The organism is Haladaptatus litoreus (assembly GCF_900156425.1).
Lineage (GTDB): Archaea > Halobacteriota > Halobacteria > Halobacteriales > Haladaptataceae > Haladaptatus > Haladaptatus litoreus.
Map to the genome: position 1 here is coordinate 148,401 of NZ_FTNO01000004.1, position 21,984 is coordinate 170,384.

13 protein-coding genes and 3 pseudogenes are annotated in these 21,984 nt (G+C 50.9%); 9 read left to right on the forward strand and 7 right to left on the reverse strand.

What is annotated here, in order from left to right:
* Window positions 1-146: 146 nt before the first annotated feature.
* Window positions 147-1,265: a mechanosensitive ion channel family protein gene (locus tag BW974_RS17040; protein ID WP_076431443.1), complete on the forward strand. Its 1,119-nt coding sequence runs from the start codon at window positions 147-149 to the stop codon at window positions 1,263-1,265.
* A 259-nt stretch (window positions 1,266-1,524) separates the two neighbouring features.
* Here BW974_RS17040 and BW974_RS27465 read toward each other — a convergent pair whose 3' ends face one another.
* Window positions 1,525-1,806, reverse strand: coding sequence for a MarR family transcriptional regulator (locus tag BW974_RS27465; RefSeq protein WP_394329572.1), 282 nt, complete (start codon window positions 1,804-1,806; stop codon window positions 1,525-1,527).
* Between the two features lie 96 nt (window positions 1,807-1,902).
* Window positions 1,903-2,442, reverse strand: a pseudogene (locus BW974_RS17050) (zinc ribbon domain-containing protein); the annotation flags it as partial.
* 200 nt (window positions 2,443-2,642) lie between these two features.
* Between BW974_RS17050 and BW974_RS27535 the strand changes: the two are divergent.
* Complete coding sequence (locus BW974_RS27535) at window positions 2,643-2,798, forward strand: DUF7129 domain-containing putative zinc-binding protein (protein ID WP_449267258.1); 156 nt, start codon at window positions 2,643-2,645, stop codon at window positions 2,796-2,798.
* A gap of 772 nt (window positions 2,799-3,570) precedes the next feature.
* Here BW974_RS27535 and BW974_RS27235 read toward each other — a convergent pair.
* A complete protein-coding gene (locus BW974_RS27235; RefSeq protein ID WP_076431446.1) occupies window positions 3,571-3,768 on the reverse strand; it encodes an IclR family transcriptional regulator domain-containing protein in 198 nt (65 codons plus the stop codon).
* Window positions 3,769-3,984: 216 nt separating this feature from the next.
* Here BW974_RS27235 and BW974_RS17060 point away from each other — a divergent pair, with 216 nt between their 5' ends.
* A complete protein-coding gene (locus tag BW974_RS17060; RefSeq protein WP_076431625.1) occupies window positions 3,985-4,803 on the forward strand; it encodes a ParA family protein in 819 nt (272 codons plus the stop codon).
* Window positions 4,800-5,168: a DUF8160 family protein gene (locus tag BW974_RS17065; protein WP_076431447.1), complete on the forward strand. Its 369-nt coding sequence runs from the start codon at window positions 4,800-4,802 to the stop codon at window positions 5,166-5,168. The genes BW974_RS17060 and BW974_RS17065 overlap by 4 nt, the downstream gene beginning before the upstream one ends.
* A 535-nt stretch (window positions 5,169-5,703) precedes the next feature.
* Here BW974_RS17065 and BW974_RS27240 read toward each other — a convergent pair.
* Window positions 5,704-6,180, reverse strand: a pseudogene (locus BW974_RS27240) (transposase); the annotation flags it as partial.
* Window positions 6,175-6,614: pseudogene (locus BW974_RS26620) on the reverse strand (hypothetical protein); the annotation flags it as partial. The pseudogenes BW974_RS27240 and BW974_RS26620, both read right to left, overlap by 6 nt.
* A gap of 226 nt (window positions 6,615-6,840) precedes the next feature.
* Here BW974_RS26620 and BW974_RS17075 point away from each other — a divergent pair.
* Entirely contained in the window at window positions 6,841-8,925 is a 2,085-nt protein-coding gene (locus BW974_RS17075; protein ID WP_076431448.1) for a heparinase II/III domain-containing protein, read from the forward strand.
* 35 nt (window positions 8,926-8,960) lie between these two features.
* Here the strand turns inward: BW974_RS17075 and BW974_RS17080 are convergent, their stop codons facing one another.
* The gene (locus tag BW974_RS17080) at window positions 8,961-10,391 is read right to left on the reverse strand and encodes an arylsulfatase (protein WP_076431449.1); all 1,431 of its coding nucleotides are present in this window, start codon (window positions 10,389-10,391) and stop codon (window positions 8,961-8,963) included.
* 122 nt (window positions 10,392-10,513) lie between these two features.
* Here BW974_RS17080 and BW974_RS17085 point away from each other — a divergent pair, with 122 nt between their 5' ends.
* Entirely contained in the window at window positions 10,514-11,896 is a 1,383-nt protein-coding gene (locus tag BW974_RS17085; protein WP_076431450.1) for a sulfatase family protein, read from the forward strand.
* 196 nt (window positions 11,897-12,092) lie between these two features.
* On the opposite strand, the gene BW974_RS17090 is transcribed toward BW974_RS17085, so the two are convergent.
* The gene (locus BW974_RS17090) at window positions 12,093-16,283 is read right to left on the reverse strand and encodes a PKD domain-containing protein (RefSeq protein WP_076431451.1); all 4,191 of its coding nucleotides are present in this window, start codon (window positions 16,281-16,283) and stop codon (window positions 12,093-12,095) included.
* A 660-nt stretch (window positions 16,284-16,943) separates the two neighbouring features.
* On the opposite strand from BW974_RS17090, the gene BW974_RS17095 reads away from it, so the two are divergent.
* The 3 genes from BW974_RS17095 (at window position 16,944) to BW974_RS17105 (ending at window position 21,944) form a co-directional block, all read left to right on the forward strand.
* A complete protein-coding gene (locus tag BW974_RS17095) occupies window positions 16,944-18,770 on the forward strand; it encodes a hypothetical protein (protein ID WP_076431452.1) in 1,827 nt (608 codons plus the stop codon).
* A 121-nt stretch (window positions 18,771-18,891) separates the two neighbouring features.
* Window positions 18,892-20,073: a HEAT repeat domain-containing protein gene (locus tag BW974_RS17100; protein ID WP_076431453.1), complete on the forward strand. Its 1,182-nt coding sequence runs from the start codon at window positions 18,892-18,894 to the stop codon at window positions 20,071-20,073.
* Window positions 20,074-20,078: 5 nt separating this feature from the next.
* Entirely contained in the window at window positions 20,079-21,944 is a 1,866-nt protein-coding gene (locus BW974_RS17105; RefSeq protein ID WP_076431454.1) for a BNR-4 repeat-containing protein, read from the forward strand.
* The last annotated feature ends 40 nt before the right edge of the window (window positions 21,945-21,984 follow it).

Sequence of the window (21,984 nt, forward strand, 5' to 3'; positions counted from 1 at the left end):
TCTCATCCATATAATTTCGGTACACTCTTGTGGTGTCACTGCCTTCAAATGTGACGCATGGCACGCATCGTAGCATTATCACATTTGACTTGGATATGCCATCCTCATAGCACCTCCCAGCACCGATCCACTAGAAGTGATTGCTGATGGTTCTTGCATCACTTCTCCAGTGGATTGTTAATCAATTCCCGGGCTCAGAGGGTCAGTTTTTTCTCTCTCTCATTGTTGGTATTGGCCTTATCCTTTCTGAGTGGACACTTTGGAAACTGTCGCGGGTTGCAAAGCGCGACTATCCATCTCGCGTGGTAAATGTTGGGCTACTCGTTGCCAGCTTGCTCCTCATTGGGTCGGGTGGGAGTCTCTTGGTCGTCATCTGGGGGCAGACAAACCAAGCAGTAGAGAGTGTAAAAGCACTTAGTGCAGTCAGAAGGGCCAGTTTCCAATTCATACTGACACTTGGGGTGTGTGCAGCAGCGTATGTGAGTGCTGGAATGGCCGATCGGGTCATTGACCGGCTTTTACAACAGACCACTGAGATCACACGCCACCAAGGAAAGGTCGTCTCACGATTGTGTATCATCGGGGTCTATGTTATTGGTTTTTTCGCCATACTGAGTGTCTGGAAAGTAAATCTCCAGGGATTATTTGTAGGTGCTGGACTGCTTGGCGCCGTGATTGGGTTGGCAGCGAATGAAACACTTAGTTCACTTCTTGCTGGCTTTCAACTCATGTTTTCCCGACCGTTCGAAATTGGAGATTGGGTACAAATCGATGAGCATGAAGGAATCGTAACTGACATCACGATTTTCACGACTCGTATTGAGACGTTTGAAGGAAAATACATCATGCTCCCAAATGACGTTGTAAGTAGTAGCACAATTATCAATATTGGGCGGAAGGGACGACTTCGACTCGGTGTTGAAATAGGGGTGGATTATGAAGCCGATCCCGATCATGCGATGGCTGTTGCAAAAGAAGCCATGAAAGATATTGACAAAATTTTGACAGTTCCGAGTCCCGACGTTGTTTTAAAGCAATTAGGAGATTCTGCAGTACTCCTTGAGCTTCGGTTCTGGATCGAGAAACCAAGCAGCCGACGGAAGTGGCGTGCAGTGACAGCTGTTGTCCGAGCAGTGAAACTCGCCTATGATCGCGAAGAAATCAAAATCCCATACCCACAGCAAGAAGTATCTGCTCGCGAGGAGACTGGTGGATTTCGGGTGGTCGATGGTGAATCAACTGTTACACTTCCTGGCCAAGATTAAAAACAACAATAGGAAACAGAGACCGAGAGCAATTATTTACCAGTTATATACAAATAGAATGATTTGAATGTGAGTTTACATTAGGTGGGAGCAGCAACACGATGGGGGAAGAATAATTCAGATGACTAAATATTGACAGTAAAATATATTAAATAACATTATGAACAACGAATCCACATTCATAGTAAACTATTCTCAAAAGAGTTCGGACGATTCACTCATATATTAATAAGAACGATTGAAACAAGAAATAATGACATCATTTCCAGTTGAACATAAGCGAATAGCATTGTTTCCGCGCATCAAATGGTGAGGGATGTGACTCAGCTAGATTGCGGTCTTTCAGTTGGTTTACGGCAGATCGAACGGTCCGCCCTGGAAGCAAAGTTTTATTTTCGAGTTGTGATTGTGTCAGTCTCGAATTGTCATCGAGAACTTTTGCAACCAATTTCGCACTGGGAGACAGCGTTGAAAGTTCCTCAATAGCAGAATCGGCGTCCAAACTGCGAGTATTGCGTGAGGACGAGATACTATATTGCACTATCTCTTTCTTATTACTGAGAATCAAAATTCCTTTGGCTTGGCCTTGACATCCCCCCGCGCTGAAGCGCGAGGATTCCTCACGTTGAGGGTTCGGCTACCGACCCACGGAGGCAACTTTCGGGTTTGTTCGCACTTCTTTGGGACTTTCGTGAGGGTGTGGTTTCCCCGGCCAGTCATGGTCGTCCCACTCAAATCGCACGGGCCGTGCCATCGGCCTGATTTCGCAATCGCTGTTTTCTTGAAGGAACGTCTCTGACGCCGTGAGGTCGGCGTGTCCCTCGAAACCGCACGGACACGTCAGCGTATCCTCGTGGCGAACCGTCGCGTCGTGGTCGCCACACTCGAGACACGTCTGACTCGTCCACGCTTCCGACTCGGCTTCGAGAAAGATGCCGTACTCTTCACAGACACAGGCGAGACGGTGGATGAAATTCTTGAACGCCCAGAAGTTGTGCGTCTTCTCGTTCACCCTGGCCGACCAGTGCGTTTCCAGCACATCGGTCAAGTCGCCCACGTACACCGTCGCCACACCCTCGTCGTACAGCCGTTCAACGAGGTCGCGAATGAATGCATCTCGTGCATGGTCGCGTCGTCACGTCCGGTGTCGATACAACCGTCGAATCCGTATTAGAGAGGAGAGCCTTTCGCGAAGTTTTGACTTTCATCAACAATTCAATAGAAGTCCTTCAGTAACGGGGCAATCTCGGTTCACACTCCCAGAGTAATACCCATCCGACAAGTCAGTGTACTTTTGTTACCAACGTTACGAAACCGATAAATGATAATTAATATATGTCCGCTCTCGAGTCTTAATTGTAAGGAAGTCGAATGTCCATGCTCAAGAATTTCATCAGGCGGTATCGTTCATCTGAAGTGGAAGATCAACTTTATGAATGTATTTTATGTGGTGAAACTGCCTCCGCAGCAACGACGTACATTATGTGTCCGGAATGTGGGGGAAAGCTCGAACGAATTGACCTTGCGAGCTAATCATAGATCAATCTTAATTCACTGAAATTTTTCAATGACGAATTCAACTTACTTATTTTGCAGCGCATCTACGATCTTTTTGAGTTCTGCCTCTCGGAAGAGTTGTGGAGTTTGTTTAGATTAATGCCGTTAAGTCCGCCAATTTTCACAGGACATTAGACTGCTTATAAAGATGGCAAATTTCAAAAAAAGAGACACGGACATTTTATTTTAAATATAAATAAATATTGCACTTTGTATAATTATTATTTAAATGTATTATATGGAGAGTGTTTTGTCGCCTCTCCTCTGCTCAACCGCTGCCAATACTTCGACTTCAATGAAAGTGACGTCACTCACCTCCTTTTCCGTTTAACTTAGACTCTTATAAAAATTCTAAAGCCCATATTCCTCGAAGTCCTGGTCACCATGGAGTCTTCGTCTGCGATGGTCTCTGCGTCCTCTTGTGCCTGTATCGGATCACCACTGGCAGAAGCAGTGTGGATCTGCTCACCTCGGCCGAGTTCCATACAAACTCTCTATAGGAATATATAAAGTAGACCTATAGAAAATGAGATTATAGAGAATTCTCAACTGACAAATAATGTAAAGTTGGTTAAAAATATCAAAATGAATATCTAATCGGAGTTCGTCTCTGTTCTCATCGGGGTAAGAAATCCTATTGTGGATGTATCCATCACGCTGCCCACTGTACATATACATACGTTGGGTAGCATATATTTAGCGACCCGCAGACGCGACCGCGTTGATCTTTCACGACCTTACTCACTGCCTATAGTCCTTCGACTGCCTCGTCGTCGTTAATTGCGTAGCCGCGTTCTCGCACACGTTCCAGTTCCGTGAAAAGTTCATGCCTTGTTGTAATGGTCTGGTTTGTTTCACCGGGAAGCCTCCATTGGTTGAGAACCTCTTCGATTCGGGTCGTGGAATATTCTGCAAGGATTGCTTTTTTGGGAGCCGTATTGTGCATATGAAAGAGTCAGCCGTCGACGAGAAATGAACGAAACGAGCGTAACGAATTCATTGATACAAATGAATGCGTTTGGTTCAATGAGCATAACGAACAGTGGGTTTTAACATCGCGGTGTTCCATTCATCGAACGAAACACTCGCACCGAACGCACTGATCGTAACGAACGAAACGAAGAAAACGAGTATAATGAATTCCCCGAAAGGAACGAACGATATGAGCGACACGAACACTTCACGAATTACTGTAGCGAATCAAAAAGGAGGCGCTGGAAAAACAACGGACGTCATTCACACTGGCGGTGCACTCTCTGCACGTGGGCACGACGTACTTCTTGTTGACATTGACTATCATGGTGGCCTCACGTGCTCACTGGGCTACAACGATCTGTACTACGACACTGAGCGGACAACGCTATTCGATGTTCTCGATTTTGAACAGATGGACTCGGTGAACGACATCATCGTTGAACACGACGAATTTGATATCCTTCCAGCCAGCGAGAAGCTCGGGAACAATAAGAACATCCAAACTCTGCTTGAAGCCCCCAAGAGTCGAGAACGGCTCGGAATGACCCTCGACAAACTCGATAAGGATTACGACTATGTTATTGTAGACACACCTCCGTCGCTCAATGTGCTCACCGATAATGCGCTCGTCGCGAGCGGAAACGTAGTAATTCCAGTGATCCCTGAGAAACTAAACGCCAATAGTCTCCAAATTTTCGCGAAACAGCTTCGCTCACTTGAACCGGCTTATGGAGATATTACCCGCCTCGCAATCATGTGCAATCGCGTTGAGCAGAACGGTGAACACCGGAGCACTATTAAAGAGATAAAATCGGCGTACTCACTGCCCGTATTCGAGATTCCGAAGCGTACAGATCTCTCACAGTCAATTGGCGAAGGTAGCTCCATCTTCGGTTTCGAAAAGGAGAACAAGCGCGTTGAAGACGCCCGCGAACTGTTCAATGAGATTGCCGACTTGTTTGACGAGACGTTCGAGAAAACCGCATCCCAGGAGGTGAAAGCATGAGTGACGGCTGGGGGGACGCTTCTGGTATCGAAGGGAACTACGATGACACTGACGGGGAAGAAACGAACGAAACGAACAAAACGACTGGAACGAGTTCATCGAAACAAACGAAGGGCACGAATGGAACGAAGGCGAATATCAAGGGTGAATGGAACGGTCGGACGATCTACATCCCGGACGGGATTCTTGACGAACTTGAAGATACATACTTAGAATCCCAATTGAAACTCCGAAAAGCCGGTCAAGACAAGTTCAAAAAGAACCGGCATTTCTACCCTCTTCTTGTACAATTCGGTTTGGAAGCACTTTCAGACGCCGATGCCGACGAAATCCAAACTCGTCTTTCCAGCATCGGAGACGAATAACGCTGTCACACGAGAGTAACAAGTTCCTGAACACTCCTCTGCCCAATTTCACCTCAAAAACAGAGAGGAGGTTAAGATTACGGGAACTATCGCTATAACGTAGCTCGTTAATTTGGGTGATTCCACGCGGATCCATGGTTTTCGTTAGAGAATTAGCCATCAGTGGTTACAGGCCGTTTTGTGCTTCACCGAGGGCACTGTGATGGCTCATTCTACTTCTCCATTTTATATCAGTGGGGTGTAGAAACAGGAAATCGCCGAATTGCCACGACACGATACCGGAAAGAGGGATACACGCAGGGATAAATCAAATAATGATATATCATATCTGAGGCAGCGAATATTCACAGTTTCGGAGGATGGGCTAGTTTTGGGTCGAACTTCCGCCGACTCGTAGTGTTTCTGACTGATCAAATATCGATTTCGAACACTCTCGGTCATAGCTATCGGGTAAGTGTGTGAAATTGCGAAAGTTTTGATGCTGCTAAACAGTGTTGCCACTCCCGAACGGCGGACTCAGCGAGGGCTCAGCCGGTTAGTCAGGCGGGATCAACGCTGAGACACCGATTTTGACACATTCGCCCGCGGTCAACACAGGCGTATATTCCATCTCACTGGCGATAGCTGCCTCTAACAGGAAATCGGTGAGCCGCCGAATATTGTGTAGCAACACCGCGAACACGAAGTAGAACAGTCGAACGCGGTAATCCTTGGAAGACGTCTTCGCCAGGAAATCGTTCTTGATGCTCTTGTACTCGCTTTCGATCTGCTAGCATGAGCTGTATCGACGACAGAACGCTTCGGCTTCCTCGGGATCAACCAAGAGGTTCGTCGCAAAGATCGCTGTCCCCTCGCCCTTCGTCGAGGGAACGTACAGAAACTGTATCGCGTATGAACCCTGGTCGAAGTGGACAGTCGCCGATTCAGCGGCAACTTCCTGGCCACCTTTGTTTATCGTCTCGATAATCTCTCGTTCGGTACGGTGAATTCACTTCGGGATGAGATAGAATACAGCCGTCTGATCGGTGCCATGCTGATCAAACACTTCGATACCGAGTAGCAGCTTTGCTTCGGTGTCTATTGCAGCGTACACCCATAACTACTCGCGGTTAATCTTGACAGCGGTTTCGTCCACCGTGACCCGCGTCGGCGTCGCCGACGGGGGGCGGATCCGAAAATTTATCAGTAATTCTATATCTTCGCCAGGGAAACGCTTGATGAGACCGTTCCACCCCGAAAAGGGCAAGGATTTTTTGTTTCTCTGAGTGAACAACCGGTCGCGTGAAGGGGGACGGTGAACACCCTGATAGGCGTCCCCAGAAATCTCTGGTTTCTGGTGTGCGAACAAAACGCTCTGCGTCTGGTTAACGTCGTCGTCCGCTCACGCTCCCACCATTCAAGGGTAGCCGTGTCTGAACTCTCTTTGAGCAGGTCTGAGAGTAGCATAAATCACTAGCTCTTTAATCTGCTCGTCCTTATCTAGACAGTGCCAATTGGATGATTTTGAGAATCTAGTGATGATTCTTCTGAAATAATACGGTGACTGGTATGCTCTCAATCAGGTTCGTATTTCGTGACCGTCGGATTAGATTGTCTGTCTTCGAACGCTGGTAAATTCAGGGAAATGTGAAATTGGCCTAGTATTAAAGGAAGTGGTCATGAATATATAATTATGAACGCTGAGAACATCCATCAGTTAGTTCGTGAGGATCATCCTCGGTTATTCGTCAATCAAGGCGACTGGCCAGCAGTAGAACGTAATATCGACGAGAAAGAGTGGGATCTATTCAAGAATATCAAGGCCGAGGTTAACGATCTCACTGACGTAGAGGTCAAACCTGATGATTATGGGGTTGACGCAGCCAAAGCGGCACTCGTTTACCGGGTCACCGGAGAGGAAAGATATGCGCAGCTATCTTTTGAGTTGCTTGCAGAGAGCGTAGAGTATTACCACGACTGCTACCAAGCGAACGAGCCCGTTGATTGGCACTCACACTCCCGTATTCATGCGTGGGTTGCATACGACTGGACATACGATACCATCCCCGTAGACGAACGAAAAGAGCTTGCAACATCGTTTCTCAAAGCGGTTGAGCAAGTTCAGCCGACCGAGGAACGGGAGCAGTTTGTGGGTGAGAACTGGAGTAACCATCAGAGCGGCTTCTACGGCACGCGCAGCCTGCTTTGGTATGCCGGCTTAGCCACCTATGGTGATGGCGTCAACGACGACTTAGCGAGGCATTTTCTTACCCGTGGCTATGAGATGTACACCGACCTGCTTGCGTATCGTTCGTCAGCAGCTGGTGACGTCGGTGGTTCTGCTTCGGGAACAGTAGCCTACACGTCCGGTGATTATCCCTGGGCAGAGTTCAACTTTTTTCATACACTACAAGCAGCTACTGGACGCGACATTTCCGAAAAATGGCCCTATGTGTCCCTCTTGCCCGGATATTTGTTCTGGAATTGGCTACCCGGAATGCGCGAATTCGGTGCCGGTGATGCTCATCACAAATCTAATACTATTCGGAACCCCCATCGAATTCACGCACACTGTTCGCATATTGTTCACTTTTACGGTGAAAAATGCCCTCGCGAGGCCGCGTTTGCCAAATGGCTGCGTGAACGACTCCCACGTGAATTCCATCATAACGATCTGCGATGGCCGCTTTCCCGATTCTTCATGACGAATCAATATCCTAATCTCAAACCTGAAGGCCCCCCACCGAAACTTGGGACGGCGCGTCACTTTCCTGGACTGGGTCAGGTATTCTTCCGATCGGGGTACGGGCAAGGAGACACATATGCTTCGTTCACTACCGGAGGGAGTGTTGATTCACACAAGCATTACGACCACGGTCATTTCAACATATTTAAGAAAGGATATCTGGCCCTCGATTCCGGTGCGCGGGCATACCCGACGAATCATCTCACACACTACTATAGCCGGACTGCCGCTCACAACTGCATACTCATCAAGATGCCTGGTGAGGAGATGCCGCAGGACTATTGGGGCGGCCCCGCACCTGCCCCTAAAGAGAAGGCGGTACCCGTTCCGAACGATGGCGGCCAGCGAGAGCAACTCGATTCAAAGACTGTCGCATTCGAATCACGGCCCGAGTATGCATACGCCGCTTGTGATGCCACTGGAGCATATCATCCCGAAAAGTGTGACTTCGTCCTTCGACAGTTCATCTATTTACCACCCGACCACTTTGTCGTGTTCGACCGCGTGCGTGCAAGCGTTCCCGACTACCAGAAAACGTGGCTGTTGCATACCGCGGCCGAGCCACGTCTCGATGGTTCGAATTTCATTGCGGATCACGAAGGCGGTCGATTACTCGGAAAAACTCTGTTTCCTCGAAACGCATCTATGACTGCTGTGGGTGGACCCGGAAATCAATTCATGGCTGGTGGCCGCAACTGGCCACTTGGAGACGATTTTGCTTGGCCCGAAACAAACCCACTGTATGGCCAGTGGCGTGTCGAGGTTCAGCCTGATGAAGCTGCTCGTGATGATCACTTCTTACATGTCCTTCATGCGGCCGATCAATCCACCGAGACGGTTGCAGATATGGAACGTATCGAGGACACCGACCACCTCGGAGTCCGAATCGAAGACGGAACCGATTCTTGTGAGGTGACCTTCGGACTTACAGAACAGGCGTCGGGTCACGTGACTCGAACAAAGAGTGACGAAACGGTGGTCGACCGGTCGCTTATAGAGTCGGTTGCAAACCAGGAAAATCTATTCAACTGATATAGTACGTCTTCGTCGAGCCAAACAGGAGACGTTCAAACAGATGGACGGTCGATCGCTTGTGGAATCAAATGCTTCCCATCACTGTATTCAAATGGATGGTTTGCGAGACGGTTCACGAGGTGTTGACGGGCTGCCAACAGTGGATCCTCGTACGCCGGATTGTCCGATTCGTCCGATAGTTCACCGGGGTCGGTCGATAGGTCGAACAGTAGTTCCCCGCCTGTGACGGAGTTCCAAACGTACTTATACTGGTCACTGACCAGATACTGCATCGCATTCTCGTCGTGGTACACAGGTCCGTGTTCACCATGGTAATACTCTCGCCAGTCGGCATTCCCTTCGATGAGGGAGAGGAGGCTCCGTCCCTCGACAGTTTCGGGAACCGACGCGTCGGCCAATTCGAGGATTGTCGGCATGATGTCTTCTAGTCCGACTGGGTCAGTAACATACCCATTCCCGTCCGTTTCCATGTTTTCGGGGAATCGGATGAGGAGTGGGACCCGAGCAGACCCCTCGTAGGCGTAGGTTTTCCGCCAGAGCAAGTGGTCGCCGAGCATCTCTCCATGGTCGGATGTGAAAACGACGACAGTGTTCTCCAACTCGCCATTCATCCGTAATTTCTGTAGTAGTCGATTGATCTGATGGTCAATATGGGTGATCGAAGCATAGTAGCCGGCACGGGCCCGATGAATCGTCGTCGGTGATAAATCGGCACACCACGCATCGGTCGCCGGATTGTCCGAAATGTGTTGGCGGTACATCTCCTCTGCCCACTCCCCGATGTCTGGGTCGGGCATTTCACAGTCAACGTACATATCCCAGTATGTCTGCGGTGGGTCGAACGGTTGGTGAGGGCGGACGTACGAGACGGTGTGGAAAAACGGTCGAGTTGGATCGCGTTTGTCGAAGAATTCTAGCGCGCGATTCGTCGTCCAGTTCGTTGGGTGCAAATGTTCCGGGAGGTGAGACGGGCGGGGATCCCACGAGTTGCGTCCGACGCCATGAGATATCTCGTCGAATTTTCCGTTGCCTTGTTTCGATAGCCACTCAGAATAGTCATCCTCTAACCCATTGAGACCGGCGTGGAGGACTATCTGGTCGAATCCGAAGTGGTTTCGTGGGGGAAGCGAGTGTGTCTTCCCTGTCAATCGAGTCTGATACCCTGCGTTTGAAAGTTCACTCGGGAGCGTGTGGGGAAACGACCATTCGGCAGTTGTCCAGTTCGTACATCCATTCGTCGCCGGGGTCTGGCCAGTCCAGAGACAGCGCCGTGCAGGAATCGATGAGGGGGCAGGTGTGTACGCGGAAGAAAAATATGTACCCCGTTCGACGAACCGATTCAAGTTCGGCGTGTGGACGAGAGGATAGCCATCCTCGTCCACAGGGCAGTTCGGGTCGGCACCAAGCGCATCTCCTCGATGTTGATCTGTCAAGATGAACAGAATGTTAGGTTTGTCCGGCATATATTGGCAATGATGGAGAAAACAGATATAATTTTCTCCGCTCACGGCGTCGATTACGATCAATAACCCATCAAATACAGCGAAAGATATAGTTACACGACTTGCGAACGATTCAAGTGAGTATGCGAATCGTTTACATAGACGTTGATTCACTCCGTGCCGACTACGTCGGTGCCTACGGACAGGCTGCACCGACGACACCGAACATCGACAGACTCGCTGCCGATGCGGTGCGTTTCGATACTGCCTATGTCGCGAACTCGCCATGCATGCCATCGCGTGCTGCGTTGCTAACTGGGCGGTACGGCATACACAACGGTGTGGTGACCCACGGCGCGAAATCGCAGACGATTCATAATCCGAGACATTCGACCGATTGGGCAGGGAGTTGGGGCGAATCCACCGAGGACCACCGTGATTGGTGGCACCTTCCTGAACTGTTATTTCAGAATCGGATTACCACGGGGGCAGTGTCGTCGTTTCCCAGGCATCCCGCACCGTGGTTCTACCACGTGTGGCACGATTTCCACCATCCCCAGGAGCCAACGGGGAAAGGTGAAACATTCCAAACGCCGCGAGCAGAGACAGTGTCAGAAAAGGCGATTCAGTTCATTGAATCCCACACCTCGGAAGAATTCTTTCTCTACGCACAGTACTGGGATCCACACGGCCCGTACAACCGTCCAGGAGCGGAGGTAGAACGATTTCGGGACAGTCCAGTTCCACCGTATCCCACCGAAGAGCAGATAGCCGAACACCGAACGTGGAACGCATGGCGGTCGGCAACGCACATGGATATCGACGGTCGAGACGATATCGCCGAGATGCTCGCTCATTATCGAGCCGAAATTCGATACGCCGACCGGCACATCGGTCGCGTTATAGAACATCTCGAAGACGAGGGACTATACGATGACACGCTCATCGTAGTGACCGCTGATCACGGGGAGGAGTTTGGCGAACACGGACTGTATCGTGAACACTGGAGTACCCACGACGGCACACAACGCGTTCCCCTGATCATCAAACCACCAGCCTCGTCTCCAGTAGAACGTGGAGTACGGGATCAGCTCGTGACAAACGTCGACATGGCCCCAACGCTGGCGGAATATGCAGAAATCGAACCTCCAGCCCAGTGGCAGGGGCAGTCGCTCGTTCCACTTATACGCAATTCGGACGCCGATTGGCGCTCACACATCGTCTTCGACCACGGCCTGTACACTGCACAGCGAGCGATTCGAACTGAGCGCTGGAAACTTGTTAGAACCTATCATCCAGGAATGTGGGCCGATTCTGTGCCCAATTATCAACTATACGATATGAATGCCGATCCGTGGGAACAGAATGACTGTTCGAGTGATAATTTGGAAGTCGTCTCCGGTCTTGAAAATCAATTACTCTTGTGGGCGGACGAACACGTGGGGATACACGAAGATCCACTTCACGCCGTCGTTCGCGATGGCCCCGCGGGAACCAACGCATATCGCGAATGGGATGACGCGTAATGGATTCGGCGATATCCCAGAGTAAACCGAATTTCGACGTGGTTATCTACTGCCAGCAGATTCCTTATCCTGCCGGGTGGGAAAGATAGTACGATTCGCCCAGCCTCTTTTGAGAGCGTTTGGTGTCCGATAATTGATTAGTAAAAGACGGTAGATATACGATTGGAGATGAGTATCTAACCGGTAGACAAGCGATTTATGATATCGTGATGGTCACCTCGTTGGTAGTCGAACGGCCTGTATTGTCAGTGGCGGTCAGCCCAACCGTGTACTCACCAGTTTCGTCGTAGCGGTGGTCGGTCCACCATCCTGTCGTGGTCGTTCCATCGCCGAGATCCCACTCGAGCGTATCGATCCAGCGTTCCTTGCTAGTCGTGTCCTTCGCATAGAACGAGAGGCGTTCGCCGGGCGATGCCTCGGTGTCGCTTGGTTGGATGGTGGCAAGCGGTTGACTGAGGTCTGCAACCGAGATAGTGACTTCGTCGGTGGTCGAGCGCCCATCGTTGGCGGTGGCAGTCAGACTGACTGTATATCGGCCCGCTTCGTCGAAACGGTGGTCGGTCCACCATCCCGTCGTGGTCGTCCCATCGCCGAGATCCCACTCGAGCGTGTCGATCCAGCGTTCCTTGCTAGTCGTATCCTTTGCTTCGAACTCGAGGCGTTCGCCGACCGTTGCGTCTTTGTCGCTTGGCGCGATGTTGGCGAACAACAGTTCCCACGTGCTACTTAAAGGAGTATAGAACTCGTCGCCCTGGGAGAGGTAGTATTCGTATCCACCATCCTCGAGTTGTTCTGGGTTTTTGAATCGTTTAATCGTCGTTCGCTCGCCAACGTCAATAGTGAAGCTATCACCCCTCGGTCGAGATGTTGCGTTAATCGGATAGACACCGTTGACCAGTCCGTCCGTCTGAACATGAATCTGGCCGTCTACCGCACGGTCAACGTCGATTGCATTCTCGCTGACGACGACATCGAGTTCATTTTGCATCGTCATTTCCCGGGTGAAGTTCTCAACCGTTCCGGTGAACCGACCGTATTGCTCTTCTATGAGTGGCGACTTCGACTCTTGCTTCGACGTGAGCAACTGTCCGTCGTTGAGGTAAGCATGTACTGGTTCCCCATCGTGTTCGCTGTAAACGGCGAAGAAGCCTTTGAATGTGAACGCGTCGCCGACTTCGTACGTTAGATCAGGGTTCCCTCCGTAGGCGATGTAGTCTGTTCGGCCGTTCATCAAGTTGACCTTGACTGCGCGGGACATGGTATCGCTTCCGTCGGTGGTTATCGGAACCGCTTCGATCGATTCGATGAAACGCTCGCCCATATACGGCTCGATGACCGACGTAAACATGCTTTCGATATCCGAACCCGATCGTCGTGCGATGGTATATTTGAGCGTATCCGGTTGATTATCTCTGTCGGGCGGGTGCCCGTCCATGACTGCGATTTCATCGTACTCACCGAGCATCGTCAGCCGCATGTGGATGTCAGCATCGTCGCTCCGGTTACCCCAATAATCCTTGATGTCCCAATCGACGCTGGAATGGGTCGATGGATCGTCATCACGAGCAACGTTGTCGAGATAATTGAAGCCGTTTCCAACCTCCTCGTTGTATTGGGAGTCCGGATTGGCGACGTTTTCAGGTTTCGGGACGTCAGAACCCGCATACGTTCCACCCTCTTGTTGGACGAGGTTGAGCCCCTCGGTAGTGACGTCACCCACCCAACCATGGAAGCTGAAGCGGTGGTCGTCGCCACCGTCGATGTGGAAGAAATCGACGGCGTAGGAGTTCAATTTGTCGACGTGTATCATCGCAGTGGTGCGACGATACTCGTCGGTCTGTGGATATACCTGTGGCGCGGCCACGTCCGACAGCTGTACCATGTCGGTGTCGTCGAAGTGCTTTGGGACACTGACACGTTGGTCCTCTTGCCGACGTTCGTCGACCATAACCGTGTTGTGTGCGATCGTGTTTTTGTGCCAGTACCGGCGTCGCGGCCAACTACCGGTGAGCGTCGGATAGCCGTTATCTGGAGCAAGATTGAGTTCGTACGCCATCACGCCGAGGTTCAGCGTGTCGCGATGGGTGTGGTTGCCGTAATCACCAGTTCGACCGTAGTAGGTCCATACGCCGCGTTTTGCGTTGCCTTTTTCCTGTGCACTTTGTCGCTTTTGCCAGTCGATTTGGTCGTATGTCTCGAACTGGAGGATGCCCATTTTGTAATTGGACGACTCGTCGTTTTTACCGACATTCCGGAAGGTAATCGTGTGCGTCCCAGCGGAGAGGTCGGCGGTTCCATCGAGTGCTTCGAAATCGCTTCGGGGTGCAGAGGTCGAATCATAGAAATCATACGTGTCGATCACTGTTCCATCGATTTCGATCTCATAGATGCCGTACGAGGTTGCTTTGAACGGACGAAGGGTGAAGTGATATGTTCCTGCATCGTCCACCGAGAACTCGAACGTGATGTGCTGACCGGGATCGTTGGCCTCCAATTGTAGCGTGTTTTCCTCAATCGCGCGCCAGACGCCCGTAGACCGGTCTGCAACATTCAGCGAAAGGAAGCTGTAGCCCGTCCCGCCGGTATCTTTCGCCTTGTAGTTTATACCGTCACGCAGCGCCGTGAACCCGTAGGATGGTTGGATGGTGCTTCCCATCTCCAGCGGCCCTTCCGCATTGATGATTGCTTCGATGTCTTCGCGAAGTTGGGTTGGATCCGCTGAAAAGATGTCGCCACGAAGCCCCTCCGTCGAGAAACCGTTATTAAAGTGTAGAATTTGTCCAAAGATGTCCTCGCCGTACACTTCGAAGGCATTACGCTTCGAATCCTCGTTCAGATACAGCCGATTTGGATGGGTGTCTCCGATGATCGGTGTATGTTTATCCAGCATGATGAGCGGAATGTGGGTGTGCATGACGCGATGGAACTTGACGTGTTTATACAGATCTGAGCCATCGAATCCGTCATATCCTCGTAAGAGATCACCGATGTCCAACACTGCCGCTTGCGCGATCGGGTTATACAGTGGAGCAGCCTCATCGAAATAACCGTCTCGCCCTGCGGTATCGACAAGTTTCGCCATAACGTTTCCGCCTGTCGTCGCCCACTCCTCTGGCTCCTGATACCAGACATCACCGGTGAATATTTCCTCGCCGGGCTGGAATATCCACTCCAGTGCCTCCCTCGTGTAGCCGTCCGGCTCGTCAAGAACCCGCGCTGAGATCGTGACCGCAGGCAACTGGCCGCGGGCGGGTGCAAGTTGTGACTTCTTCGCTGCGGGGAGTATCTCTCGCAGAATGCCGTTTTCGATGTTCGATCGAATCGTCCCAATACTGTTCTTCGCATCCAATCCTGGGTACTCTTCGACTTTCCCTTGAAGGAAATCGACCAATTGTTGGTCGCCATCCATTCCGGGGAAAATAGCATCGTACGCCCGTAGAACAGGCCGGATGAGATTTGGCTCCCAATGAGAACCGATAATCTTCCCAGTTTGTCGGCCACCGGTGATGTTGTGGTAGCGGCCACCGGCACGCGGATCGCGGTACTCAGAGACGTCCATTTCTGGATAGACATCCGCGATTCGGTCGAGTAGAACGGCGCAGGCTCGGGAATACTTTTGATCGCCTGTGAGGAGGAATGCGTCGGTAAACGCCTGCATCATACGGACGATTCCACCGGGACGCCAGACCGCCCAGTGGTTGTAGTAGGCGACGAACGTCCACCAAGCACCTTCTCCTTCGCCGAGGTCATTGTCCGTATCTTGCCAACCATAGCCGTCATCGACGCCCCAGCCTTCGCCCATTTCTGGGTGTTCCTCGTTGACGAGATACTGGTCATCGGCTAATTCAGGATCAAACATCCCCCTGTCATCCAGCCCGCTCTGCCGGTAGGATGCAAAGTCGTTCGTCGGAAAGACGTATTCACCGTTGGTCACCTTCCACGGATCGTCGAGGTCGTTCCAGCTACCGTAGAACTCGTTGTCCCAGTGATCGTCAGGGCTAGTAAACGCGGACCGCGCTACTGTTTGTGCCGTAACGAAGTGCCACAGTTCATCGAGAGAGTTGTACGTTTCCAGGTATGCATCGGCTGTTTCAACGGCGTCGTCTCGCTGGGACTTTGCCCAATCGTAGATTTGGATGTTCGTGTCCGCATTCATTCGGTCTTCAACCGTCCAAATAGTCGGTCTAGTCTTCGCGTTCGAAGCGCTAGCTGCGGCCGCCACATCGGGGATCGTCTTTGTTCCGATTGCGGAGAATACGGCGCTCGCACTCGCTGCCTTGAGAAATTCACGCCGCTCCATCTGGAGGGTTGATAATATGCTGTCGTTGATTTCCCCAGACGACCTGCCGCTCCGCTGGTCGACCGAAAATTCATTTTCTTTCGACATTGCGAGCCATTATCAACCATGCCATATAATAAGTATTTTTATTGTTGTAATAGATATTTAATTTTATAAATAGGGCCGGATTGTCTCATCTGTACGTTATAAAGACACTTTTGAATTCCGAGATACGATAATTTGAGCTTTTTCTTGCCGATATCAATTCTGACCTCCCTGTTTTGAAGACTGCAGATCAGCGTGAACGTCTATGATTCAACAGTAATTTTCGAACGAATCAGATTCTGAGTTGATGATGCCAATCAACATCTGTGGTGAATATTGTTCTATTGGAAAATAAAGGGAATGAACGAATGTATTAGAAACGTTTCGTCATTCCAAACAGTTGTCGAATCAAATGAAATAATATTGATTCTAAGTTGGGAATAGAGCACCACCCATTACAATACTATATGTGTAATGGTATAGTACTGCCAATACGAATTGTCGCTCAGCCCTAGCTAATAGCGTTTCGTATCCGTAAACAGCAACCGACGAAACAACTGAAAAACCCCCACATATCAGACTCGGTCAAACATCTATTCACTATAATAAATTGGTATTAGAAAATGAATAGATTATAGACAACGTGATTGAAATCCGAATTCATTAGAAATCACGATGAGTAGACACCGAAATTTATTACTCTTGCCAACAACCGTCATATATATGGTTGTTAGTAAACAGAAATACATTGATGCAATCGAATCCGGCCTGACCGTCTTGCGCCAACCGCATCTGTCTGAATTTTGGGCCGGTGAATATCGGGATGACGAATGGGGTGGTCGCCACCGAATCATACAGGATTTTGCACTCATTTATGCAGTTCTCTATGAACACACTGGCGAGGAAGAATATCGGGAGTTAGCGACAAAACACCTACTCGATTTCGGACAGGGCGACCATTTCGCTTCCATTCTCTGTGGGACTGCTTACGAGCTTCTTGCTGACGATTTGACTCCCACCGAGCGTTCGACGTTCGGTTCCGAATGGGTTTCTGAAGCCGAAAAATCACTTGAAATGTACGTCAGTGACCCGAATGATATTCAAACGTGGGACCAGGTACCCAATCATGCTATCGGCGCCTGCTTTTACGCAGATTATGCGAGTCACCTCTTCCCAGAAGAGAGTCTGAAATATGACTATCAACAGTACACTGATGCAGTCTGGGAAACGTGGTGGAAACGACGGGAGTTTCATGAGCAGGCATCGAACTACGAGGGATTCGCCGAGACATTCCTCTCGAAGTGGGCCAAAATCAGGGGGAAAGCAGATGCGTTCTATCGGACACCAAGCGTGGTCAATATGCTTGAGAGAAATCTAAAAGCGGTTACACCCAGCGGCATCGTGACGCCGTATGGTGATTCCGGATACCACCAACATCAGTGCAAGTGGATCGCTCTCTTCGAGAGAGTTGCATTCGATACCGACGACGGGCGCTTCCAAGACGCTGCAGATGATATCTTCTCGTACTTCCAAGACCACGTTTTCGACCGTTTTCTCGACACGGTTGATAGTTTACCGGAGTCGGAGTCCCTCTATAACGGTCGGCTCATCTTCAAGAATCACTTGCACGAACTTGCATGGCTGGGTCTCGCAGCACTTTGGCACGACCCGACCATCGAATCGAAGAGCCGCCCCGTGCCAGCGGGCCGTCTCCGACGACTTCCATACGGATACCTCTTAGATGAGGCAGATAAGCGGCTACTCCCCAATGAGAAGATGACTGATGGACAAGTTGCGCTCACTGGGGGCAATCCGGAGTCATCTGAACACACGTACCTTCTATTGTCAGTTGGACCGAAGCTCGTCCATGATCACGCTGATGCAAGCGCTATTCAAATGCTCAGCCGAGATGCGACGACTCTTCTCGGCACGAATGGGTATCTCCAGCGCGAATTACTATATCACAACGTCTTTTACGCCCAGCCAAGCGATTGGAGTCAATATCCAGCAGACGACCCCGAGCGGATTATCTCGGGGGAGGAGAACTGTCGTGGCACCATTGAACAGTTTCGCATCGATGAACATTCATCCCAGTGTCGAGTTACGTTCGAAAATTTCCATGGAATGCCGATCAGATTGACCCGCGAGGTACTCATGAACGCTGACGGTACTGTCACACTTCTCGACCGAGTACTGCCACACGAGGACGGCTACTGTGGCGGACCACTCTTCCACGCAGAGAGCATCAAAGAGCGATCGGACGGTGCCTACAAACTCCGAACCGAACATCTTCGCTCTCTCGGTAATATCGTAAGCCGGAACTCCCCTGGAAATCTTGTCGTCGACCCTTCGTATCCAGAGGAGTCGATAGACGTTGTCCAACCAAACTTACCGCCGATATATGAAGAGAGCTACAACGAGTTTCCAACGACCGAATATAAGCAAGTTTGGAAGCGGAGTTACGCAACTCGAAACTGCCTCGCTAGTAAACATGAATTCGAAGCCGGTGAGGAGGTCGTTTTCGAAACTCGGTTGACTCCAGAGCTCTAATCTAGAAGGGAAGGGTTTCGTAATTGGTCGATACGAATATCTGACTTGGGAGTCGTGATCAAAGCAGAACAGTTCGACGTGTACATTTAAGTGACGGCGTAACTTGGAATTAAACATCACTATGACGTCTCCTGATGCACCTGAACGGGAGCGCGCAAATACCCTCTTAGAAATCGCGTCAGACGACCCTGACACCGTATCGACGGCAGAGCTAGTCACCATATTGGTTCATGGAACACCTCCCGCTCGGAGCGTTGCCGTGGAGGCTTATGAAGTCGTAGTTGACGCCCGGCCTAACGCTGCCACGTCCGTTGCAACTGAACTCCACTGCTTACTTGACGACGAAAATGTTCGAGCAAAGGCAGCGGGAGCTATTGCCCACCTGGCCGAACGAGGTGCAGCACCGTTCAAGAAGTCGATTCCATCGCTAATCAGGATGGTCGAACCACCCATTGAGTTTGGACGCGACCATGCAGTACATGCGTTGCTTGTGCTGTCGTCTCAGTTTCCTCGTGATGTAGAATCTGCAGTTTCACCGCTCTTAGACATTCTCGAGAACGAGATGGATGCAAACAGTGGACACAAAAACGGCAGTGAGCTAGCAAATCCCTCGTTTGGACACGAGGAACCCAATCGAGAAACCGGAGTCGTGCGATTTGCTGCTGCACAGACATTACTCCACGTTACCAGAGAGCGACCAGCAGCAGCAGTGAACGTGATCCCCCAAGTTGGGTTGTTGCTTGACGATCCCAAAGCTCGAATCCGCGGTGTTGCAAGTGAGATACTTGGGGCTGTCGCAAAGGAATATCCTGACCACGTCTCCCCCCATTTGGAGAAATTAGCGACACTGCTCACCGATGATCCGGAGCAACCAGTTCCCTGGAAGGCCGCATCTGCCCTTGCCATGCTTGTCGATGAGTATCCAGAAGAGTTTGCGGATACCGTGGCTGACGATGCTGGTGAGTTGACGCTCCTGCTTAACGACACGAACCCTGAAGTCCGTGGCGTTGGCGTTGCACTTCTCACATATGTTGTCGAATACTATCCCAACGCAATTGAGCCAGCAACCGATCGACTCTGTGAACTCCTCACCAGTGAAAACCCGCTCATTCGAGCAAACGCGGCCCGGGCGCTCCGGGACGCCGAATCGGTGGTTGCCCTTGATACGCTTGAAAAGGTAGCCAGAAACGATCCAAACTCGGACGTTCAAGAGATAGCAAACGCGGCGGTACGTCAGATTCGACATCACGAGGAAGATGAACTCCATGGTGAGGAAGATTCAAAAGGATCGGCATTCGAATAGAATGTATGACCCCGTCAGCAGGGGATGATCTCCGAAATGAATTGCTCGGTTACTGGCCTGGAAATTGTTCCCCAGAGGGCTACCTGTGGGATTACTCCCCCGAGTCAAACCATGGCATCGTTGGCTTCGATGCTCGGTGGATATGGTTCACAAATCCCCGTGCAGTGCGTTACGTCGGGCGGAACGATCAGACATACTTCGGTTACCTAGGTGGACCGACTGGTTGTGATATCCAAGCAGGCGCGTACAACCATCGAACGGGCGACCTGACGCGGATAATGTTACACGAATCGTTCTCGGCGGACGACCATACCAACCCCTCATTGCTCATTCGAGAAGATGGCCACGTCCTGGTGTTCTGGACCAAACACAATGGCACGGACATTTATTATGCAACCTCCACGGAACCGGAGGACATCTCTGATTTTGGCCCTCGCCAAACTATTTCACAGCATATCGTTACATACCCGAACCCGGTACAGGTAACGACAGAGGATCAGGCCCCAATTTACCTCTTTTATCGAGACCGCGAGGTTACCACTGACGCCACCAGCGATAGATACGGATATATTGGCGACGGCCATGTCTACTATCGGCGGTCGCTCGATGGTGGTGCCACGTGGTCTGACCAGTTCCAAATGGTTACCGCTCCCGAGGGGCACTATTCCATGTACTTTGTTCATGCACAAGCCAACGATGGAACTGTCCATTTCTTCCTAACAGATGCCGAGCGTGGCGGCGATGCACCGAAATGGAACGTGTTGCATTGTGCGTATCACGACGGTGCATTCTATCGTGCTGATGGAAGTAAAATCGCAGATGAAATGGATCTGCCAATGACTCGATCGGATCTGGAGACAGTCTATGATTCTGCGGCTGCGGACAATGAGTACGCGTGGGTATGGGACGCTGGAGTCGATCCTGATGGTCATCCTGCCGTCGTGTATGCGACGTTCCCTTCGACACTCGCTCACGAATATCGGTACGCCCGATGGGACGGTGATGAGTGGCACGATTACAATGTCATGAGCGCCGGTCGATATGTGGAAGAGGAGGGGGTCGAGTTACACTACTCGGCCGGCATCGCGATGGCTCCATCGAATCCCGATACCCTCTACACTTGTGTCCACAAAGACGGGTATCGCGGCATCAAACGGTTGGAGACCGCTACCAGTGGGCGAACGTGGGCAGTGCAGGATATAACCCAGCAATCAACCGGAAAAACCCTCCGCCCAGTTGTTCCGCTGAACGCATCTGATGAGATTCCTGTTCTTTGGTTGGCTGGGACGTATCGTAATATGCAATCTTCAGGCACCGTCCTCCAAGGTCTTCCCCCGAACAATGCAGACGAAGGCGCTATCATCGGGGACGGTGCGCAAGGCGTTTCACTTGGGACACATCGGGTCCGAAACCAGGTCTTCCGAGACGGTGTGTCAGTGTCAGCGCTGCTGCGACCTGAAAGTTTAGCAGACGAGGGAGTGGTTGCGAACTTCGGAGAACTGGTTCAGATCGGATTTGGTCGGAACACAACCAGCAGCGTTGAATTCACTCTATCAAGAGGAGAAAACGAACAGTTCGTCCACTGGGACTGGAGTGGTGTAGGAAACTGGCATTTCGTTGAAGGGAAATGGGACGGCACCGAGATGCACCTGCTCGTCGACGGCAAGGTCGTCGATGTGCAATCGTTCGAGGATCCGATTGGCCTCGACTCCGAAGCATCTGATTGGACGCTCTTGCAGGATGCTTATCTCATGGGCAATGGATTTCGAGGGGAGATGAAGGAGATCCGTCTCTATAACCGCTCTCTCTCTATGAATGAAAGCCAACAACTTGCGGAAGTAGCGCAGAACCCGCCAAAGATACGGCGATGACGTTGCTATCGTCTCAGTCCAACCTCTCCGATTGCCCACC